This is a genomic window from Geodermatophilus sp. SYSU D01186, from assembly GCF_054050215.1.
This window is the reverse complement of record NZ_JBJGYW010000071.1, coordinates 1-6579: the sequence shown is the minus strand read 5'-3', so window position 1 is coordinate 6579 and position 6579 is coordinate 1. Positions and strand designations below refer to the sequence as shown.

8 protein-coding genes are annotated in these 6579 nt (G+C 73.7%); 3 read left to right on the top strand and 5 right to left on the bottom strand.

Annotation, left to right across the window (positions count from 1 at the left end):
• Positions 1-133 precede the first annotated feature (133 nt).
• Both ettA and ACI784_RS25140 read left to right on the top strand, forming a co-directional pair.
• Positions 134-1804 carry an energy-dependent translational throttle protein EttA gene (gene ettA / locus ACI784_RS25145; protein WP_457015326.1) on the top strand — a complete coding sequence of 557 codons (1671 nt, stop codon included), beginning with the start codon at positions 134-136 and terminating at the stop codon, positions 1802-1804.
• 215 nt (positions 1805-2019) lie between these two features.
• The gene (locus ACI784_RS25140) at positions 2020-2436 is read left to right on the top strand and encodes an acyl-CoA thioesterase (RefSeq protein ID WP_456925923.1); all 417 of its coding nucleotides are present in this window, start codon (positions 2020-2022) and stop codon (positions 2434-2436) included.
• A gap of 27 nt (positions 2437-2463) precedes the next feature.
• Here ACI784_RS25140 and ACI784_RS25135 read toward each other — a convergent pair whose 3' ends face one another.
• The 5 genes from ACI784_RS25135 to ACI784_RS25115 all read right to left on the bottom strand — a co-directional run bounded on the left by ACI784_RS25135 (position 2464) and on the right by ACI784_RS25115 (position 5500).
• Positions 2464-2904: a YccF domain-containing protein gene (locus ACI784_RS25135; RefSeq protein WP_456925922.1), complete on the bottom strand. Its 441-nt coding sequence runs from the start codon at positions 2902-2904 to the stop codon at positions 2464-2466.
• 118 nt (positions 2905-3022) lie between these two features.
• Positions 3023-3562: an MOSC domain-containing protein gene (locus ACI784_RS25130; RefSeq protein ID WP_457015325.1), complete on the bottom strand. Its 540-nt coding sequence runs from the start codon at positions 3560-3562 to the stop codon at positions 3023-3025.
• Positions 3559-4194 (bottom strand): energy-coupling factor transporter transmembrane component T family protein, encoded by a 636-nt coding sequence (locus ACI784_RS25125; RefSeq protein ID WP_457015324.1) that lies wholly within the window; start codon positions 4192-4194, stop codon positions 3559-3561. Before ACI784_RS25125 ends, ACI784_RS25130 begins: the two co-directional genes overlap by 4 nt.
• Positions 4194-4925, bottom strand: coding sequence for an energy-coupling factor ABC transporter ATP-binding protein (locus ACI784_RS25120; protein WP_457015323.1), 732 nt, complete (start codon positions 4923-4925; stop codon positions 4194-4196). Before ACI784_RS25120 ends, ACI784_RS25125 begins: the two co-directional genes overlap by 1 nt.
• Positions 4926-4933: 8 nt before the next feature.
• Positions 4934-5500: a biotin transporter BioY gene (locus ACI784_RS25115; protein WP_456922701.1), complete on the bottom strand. Its 567-nt coding sequence runs from the start codon at positions 5498-5500 to the stop codon at positions 4934-4936.
• A 595-nt stretch (positions 5501-6095) separates the two neighbouring features.
• Here ACI784_RS25115 and ACI784_RS25110 point away from each other — a divergent pair.
• Positions 6096-6464, top strand: a complete 369-nt coding sequence (locus ACI784_RS25110; RefSeq protein ID WP_456922700.1) for a hypothetical protein — start codon at positions 6096-6098, stop codon at positions 6462-6464.
• Positions 6465-6579 lie beyond the last annotated feature (115 nt).

Below are 6579 nucleotides of genomic sequence, written 5' to 3'. Positions count from 1 at the left end.
CCCGGGGGCGGGGCGGGGGGGGGGGGGGGGGGGGGGGGGGGGGGGGCGCGGGCCGGCGCGCGGGCGGCCCCGCCCCCCCCCCCCCCCCCCCCCCCCCCCCACTCGCGAATCGACGGAAGGCCTGCGAAGCCCAGTGGCTCAGTACATCTACACCATGGTGCGTGCGCGCAAGGCGCACGGCGACAAGGTGATCCTGGACGACGTCACCCTGTCGTTCCTGCCCGGCGCCAAGATCGGCGTGGTCGGCCCCAACGGCGCCGGCAAGTCGACCGTGCTCCAGATCATGGCCGGCATGCAGCAGCCCTCCAACGGCGAGGCGATGCTCGCACCGGACGCCTCGGTCGGCATCCTGCTGCAGGAGCCGCCGCTGAACGAGGCGCTCGACGTGCGCGGCAACGTCGAGGAGGCGGTCAAGCCCCTGCGCGACGCGCTGAGCCGCTTCGAGGAGGTCAGCGCGGCGATGGGGGAACCCGACGCCGACTTCGACGCGCTCCTCGCCGAGCAGGGCGAGCTCATGGAGGTCATCGAGAACCACGACGGCTGGGAGCTCGACGCCCGTATCGAGCAGGCCATGGACGCGCTGCGCTGCCCGCCCGGCGACGCCGACGTCACCGTCCTCTCCGGTGGTGAGCGTCGCCGCGTCGCGCTGTGCAAGCTGCTGCTCGAGGCGCCCGACCTGCTGCTGCTCGACGAGCCCACCAACCACCTCGACGCCGAGAGCGTGGCGTGGCTGGAGCAGCACCTGGAGAAGTACGCCGGCACCGTCGTCGCCGTCACCCACGACCGGTACTTCCTCGACAACGTCGCCCAGTGGATCCTCGAGCTCGACCGCGGCCGCGCCTACCCGTACGAGGGCAACTACTCCACCTACCTGGAGACCAAGGCCGCCCGCCTCAAGGTCGAGGGCGCCAAGGACGCCAAGCGGCAGAAGCGGCTGGCCGAGGAGCTGGAGTGGGTCCGGTCGGGCGCCAAGGCCCGGCAGGCCAAGAGCAAGGCCCGTCTCCAGCGCTACGAGGAGATGGCGGCCGAGGCCGAGAAGTACCGCAAGCTGGACTTCGAGGAGATCCAGATCCCGCCGGGCCCGCGCCTGGGCAACGTCGTGGTCGAGACGAAGAACCTCACCAAGGGCTTCGGTGATCGCCTGCTCATCGACGACCTGTCGTTCACCCTGCCGCGCAACGGCATCGTCGGCGTGGTCGGCCCCAACGGCGTCGGCAAGACCACGCTGTTCAAGATGCTGGTCGGCGAGGAGAAGCCCGACGACGGCGAGATCAAGGTCGGCGAGACGGTCAAGCTCTCCTACGTCGAGCAGAACCGCAGCGGCATCGACCCCAAGAAGACGCTGTGGGACGTCGTGTCCGACGGCCTGGACCACATCAAGGTCGGCAACGTGGAGATGCCGTCGCGGGCCTACGTCGCCGCGTTCGGGTTCAAGGGCCCGGACCAGCAGAAGCCGGCCGGCGTGCTCTCCGGCGGTGAGCGGAACCGCCTCAACCTCGCCTTGACCCTCAAGCAGGGTGGCAACCTGCTGCTTCTCGACGAGCCGACCAACGACCTCGACACCGAGACGCTGACCAGCCTGGAGAGCGCGCTGCTGGAGTTCCCTGGCTGCGCCGTCGTGGTCAGCCACGACCGCTGGTTCCTCGACCGGGTGGCGACCCACATCCTCGCCTACGAGGGCGAGTCCAAGTGGTTCTGGTTCGAGGGCAACTTCGCCGACTACGAGAAGAACAAGGTCGAGCGCCTCGGCCCGGAGGCGGCCCGCCCGCACCGCGCCACCTACCGGAAGCTCACCCGGGACTGAACAAGGACCCGTCCTCGTCACCGCTCGCGAGCTCGCGGTGAGCCTCTGGACGGGGCCGACCCGGCACAGCGCAGCGAGAACCTCGCCGGCGGCCGGCCGGAGCACCCGCTCCGGCCGGCCGCCGCCGTTCGGGCCGGGGCCGTCGTCGACCGGAGGCCGGGTCGACGGCGGACCGGCGTGCAGGACGGCGCTCCCGGTACGGCAGGGTGGAGCGCGTGAGGCACACCGTGCGCGTCCCGATGCGCTGGTCGGACATGGACGCCTACCAGCACATCAACAACGTCGCCTTCCTCGGCTACTTCGAGATGGCCCGGGTGAACCTGTTCTTCGAGCACCCGACCCACGACTCGGCGACCGGGATGCGGCGCGGGCTGGTCGTCGCCGGGCACGACATCCAGTACAAGCGCTCGGTGGTCTACGACGCCGAGCCCCTGGAGGTGCAGGTCTGGGTGTCCGGGATCCGGGCGGCGGCGTTCACCTGCCACTACGAGTTGTTCGACCACGGGCAGCTCGCCGTCACCGGCAGCACCCTGCTGGTCCCCTTCGACTTCGCCCTCAACCGGCCGCGCCGCCTCACGCCGGGGGAGAAGGAGTTCCTCGCCCGCTGGACCGACGAGCCGGCTGAGGCCTGAACCGCCACCCCAGCGCCCGCCGCCTGCTCAGCGGGCGGGCGCCGTCCGTACCACTCCCGAGCCGGCGTGCAGCCAGTCGCGCGGGGGAGCGGTCGGCACCACCCGCTTGCCCAGCGGGAAGAGGCCGACCGCGGCGAGCTTGAACGACGCGATCCCGAACGGGATGCCGACGATGGTCAGGCAGAAGCCGATCCCGCTGACGACGTGGATCAGGCCCAGCCACCACCCGGCCACGAGGAACCACACGAGGTTGCCCAGGGCCGAGGCGGCTCCGGCCCCCGGCGCCGGCACCGTCGTCCGGCCGAAGGGCCAGACCACGAAGCCCGCCAGCCGGAACGCCGCGATGCCGAACGGGATGGTGACGACCAGCAGGCAGGCGACCAGGCCGGCCAGGGCGTAGGCCAGCGCCAGGATCCAGCCCTGGAACACCAGCCAGACGAGGTTGAGCAGCGTCCGCAGCGTGTCCACGTCCGTTCCACGACCCGGGCGGCGGCGGGGTTCCACCGGCGGTCGTGCTCTGCCCACCCTGGTGGGCAGAGCACGAGCTCCCGGAGACCGACGACCGGGCCGCGAGCGTGGCGGGCGGTCAGCCGCCGACGACCCGCGGCACCGGGCGATCGGCGCCCGTGGGCGCCCCCCGCCGGGCGGCCTCCTCCTCGGTCACCGGCCGCACCGGCGCCCCCTCGGCGATCGGCGCGCCGGCGAAGACCGCGGCGTTGATCCCGCCGCGGTGCACCATCGCCTTGACCAGCCGGGCCCCGGTCAGCCGCTCCAGGTGGGTGCACGGCGGGCAGCGCTTCATGCCGAACAGCAGCGCGTCGCCGACGGCGAACCACCGGCCGACCAGCGACGGCAGGTCGATCCCCGTGGTCACCACGTTGCGGCGGGTGTCCCCGGGCGTCAGCTCCACGCCCACCTCCGCCGCGACGGCGGCCACGTCGCCGGCGTCGATGAGCGTCAGCTGCTTCTCCAGGTCCGGGTACCGGGCCCACGTGCCGCCGCCGAGGGCGTACCGGTCGCCCTCGAGGCCCCGGCCGGCCAGCAGCCGGGCCGACGGCACCCGCCGCATCGGCGCCGCCGCTTCCCCGGTCAGCCAGATCCCGGTCACGACGCCCGCCCCGGTCACGCCGTTCCCGTCGGGCCGGCCGCACGCAGCGGCGTGTCGTCGGCGCCCCGGGCGTCGAGGGCCTCGCTGAGGGTGTGCGCCAGCTGCAGCACCGAGATGATCAGCGGCACGAGCAGCCCGAGCCGCACGCGCTCGGCGCCCCGTGCGGCCTGCGCCTCGCGGATCCGGGCCGCGCGTTCGGCCAGCAGCGGGATGAAGCGCAGGGTCATCGCGACCACCAGCCCCACTCGCGCGGGGCGCACGCCCACCACCCGCAGCGGCCCGGCCAGCCACTCCACGACCGCCACCAGCGCCGTCACGCGGGTGGTCGCGGTGACCATCGCCGCGGCCACCACCAGGGTGAGCAGGCGCAGCACCGCCACCGCACCGGTCAGCGGCCCGGTCACGACCAGGTGGACGACGAACAGCGCGGCCAGCCAGACCCACACCGGCCGCACCTGCGCCCACAGTGCGCGGGCAGGCAGCCGCGCCACCACCAGACCCAGCGCCAGCACGGCGACCAGCGCCCCGGCCACCACCTCCACCCGCGACACCAGGAACAGCCCGACGCCGAGCGACGCCAGCACGGCCAGCTTCAGGCCGGCCGGCGCGCGGTGCACCGGGCTGGTGCCCGGGAGGTACAGCGACAGCATCAGCCCATCCTCGCCACGTACCAGGGCACCGTCTCGGCGGGCGAGCCGTCGGCGGCGACGCGGCCGTCCTCGAACACCAGCACCCGGTCGAAGCCGGCCAGCAGGTCCAGGTGGTGGGTCACCACGACGACGTCCTGCGCCAGCTCGTCGATGACGCGGGCCACCCGCCGGGTGTTGGCGAGGTCGAGCAGGGTGGTCGGCTCGTCGAACACGATCCGCTCCGGGTGCATCACCAGGACACCGGCGATGGCCAGCAGCTGCTTCTGCCCGCCCGACAGCAGGTGCGCGGGGTGGTCGCGGTGGTCGGCCAGCCCGTACCGCGCCAGGACGTCGTCCACCCGCCGGGCGATCTCCGCGGCGTCCACCCCCTGGTTGGTCGGGCCGAAGGCGAGGTCCTCGGCGACGGTGGGGTGCACGATCTGCGCGTCGGGGTCCTGGAAGACGAAGCCGACCCGCCGGCGCACCTCCCGCGCCCGGGTGCGGGTGTCCAGGCCGTCGACGAGCACCGTGCCCGCGGTCGGCACGACCAGGCCGTTGAGCAGCCGGGCGAAGGTGCTCTTGCCCGAGCCGTTGGCGCCGATCACGCCCACCCGGGATTCGGTCAGGGTCACCGAGACGTCGGCGAGCACGGTGCGGTCGCCGTAGGCGTGGGAGACCCCGCGCAGCTCGACCGCCGTCCGCGGGAGGGTCTCCGCGGACGCCGCGGCGGCTGCGCGCCGTCCCCACCGCACGAGCGGACTCAGCCGGCGGTGGCGCGCCGCGCGGGCAGCTCGATCACCGGGTAGGCGCGACGGACGGCGACGGCCACCACCGAGGCGGCCACGGCCTTGACCACGTCACCGGGGATGAACGCCAGCGCGCCGGTGAACGACGCCGACAGCGGGATGTCGGCGTAGAGGCTGGTGAACGGGATGCCGATGGCGTAGATGACGACCACGCCGCCGACCAGGTTGGCCACCAGCGCCCAGGCGAGGTTGAACCGCCGCCAGAACAGCTGGGTCAGCCAGCCGATCACGAACGCCGCGACCGGCCAGCTGTACAGGTAGCCGGCCGTCGGACCGACGAAGACGCCCAGGCCGCCGCGGCCCCCCGACAGCACCGGGGCGCCGACGGCGACCACGGCCAGGAACACCAGCAGCGCCAGCCCGCCGCGCTTGGCGCCGAGCACGGAGCCGGCCAGCATCACGCCGAGGGTCTGCGCCGTGATCGGCACCGGGATGCCCGGCACGGGGACCGGCGGCAGCAGCCCGAGCACGGCCACGATCGCGGCGAAGAGCGCGACGTAGGCGAGGTCCCTGGTCTTCACGGCGGTCTCCTCCTGACGGCGGCGCTCGGTGCCGGCCCGCTCCGGTCCCCGCGGAACGTACCGGAGGGCCGGCCACCGCCCTCCGGCCGGTTTCCCGGCCAGGACCGCACGCCGACCGTGGCGCGGGGGCCCGACCCGACGGGTCCAGCGACGGTCGCCGTCGGTGTCGGCGCGCTCACCTGCAGATACGTCGACCGGTTTGCCCGGCCTCGCGGAGACGTGTTGTCTGGGGTTCTGAGCCCCCTCGGCGAAGGCGGAACAAGGCATGGCAAGCGGGTGGTGGGCGTCGCTGTGGCCGTGGGGACGCCCCACCCCGTACGAGCTCGCCGCGCAGCGACCGCCGTACCCGGATCGGGCACCCGGCGACGGGTCCCGGCCGGGGCGGACACCGCAGCCGGACGTGCCGCCCGCCGTCGACGAGGAGGCCGCGCACCGTGCTCCGGCCGGTGCGACGCGTGTCGGAGCGGCACCGTCGTCACCCCGGCACACCGCGCGCCGACAGGCGTCCGGCTCGACCGGCCCGGCCGGGACGCCCCCCGATCCGGTCCGCAGCACCCCGCTGCGGCCCGCCAACGAGACGACAGGAGCCCCATCCGTGGCACAGCTCGACAACGTCATCGCCGACCTGCTCGCGATCGAGGGCGCCAGCGGCGCCGCGATCGTCGACATCGACAGCGGCATGGCCCTCGCGGCCGGAGGGACGCCCGGGTTCGACCTCAACGTCGCGGCCGCGGGGAACTCGAACGTGGTGCGCGCGAAGCTGCGCACCATCCAGGACCTCGAGCTGAAGGACGAGATCGAGGACGTCCTGATCACGCTGCAGAACCAGTACCACCTGATCAACGTGCTCAAGGGGCAGGGCAACTCCGGCCTGTTCATCTACCTCGTGCTCAACCGCGTGACGGCGAACCTCGCCCTGGCGCGGCACAAGCTCCGCGCCGTCGCGAGCACCGTCAGCGTCTGACGACGCCGCGCCGCCGGGTCCCGGGACCCGGCGGCGCCGCGCCAAACGCGGCGGGGGTGGGGGCCACCACCAAACCAAACCGCCCCGGCTAGACGGGCACATACCCCGTGTGGAT

Excerpts from the sequence above, each read along its gene's own strand:
- ACI784_RS25125 (WP_457015324.1), bottom strand. The coding sequence starts at position 4,194 with ATGCTGTCGCTGTACCTCCCGGGCACCAGCCCGGTGCACCGCGCGCCG.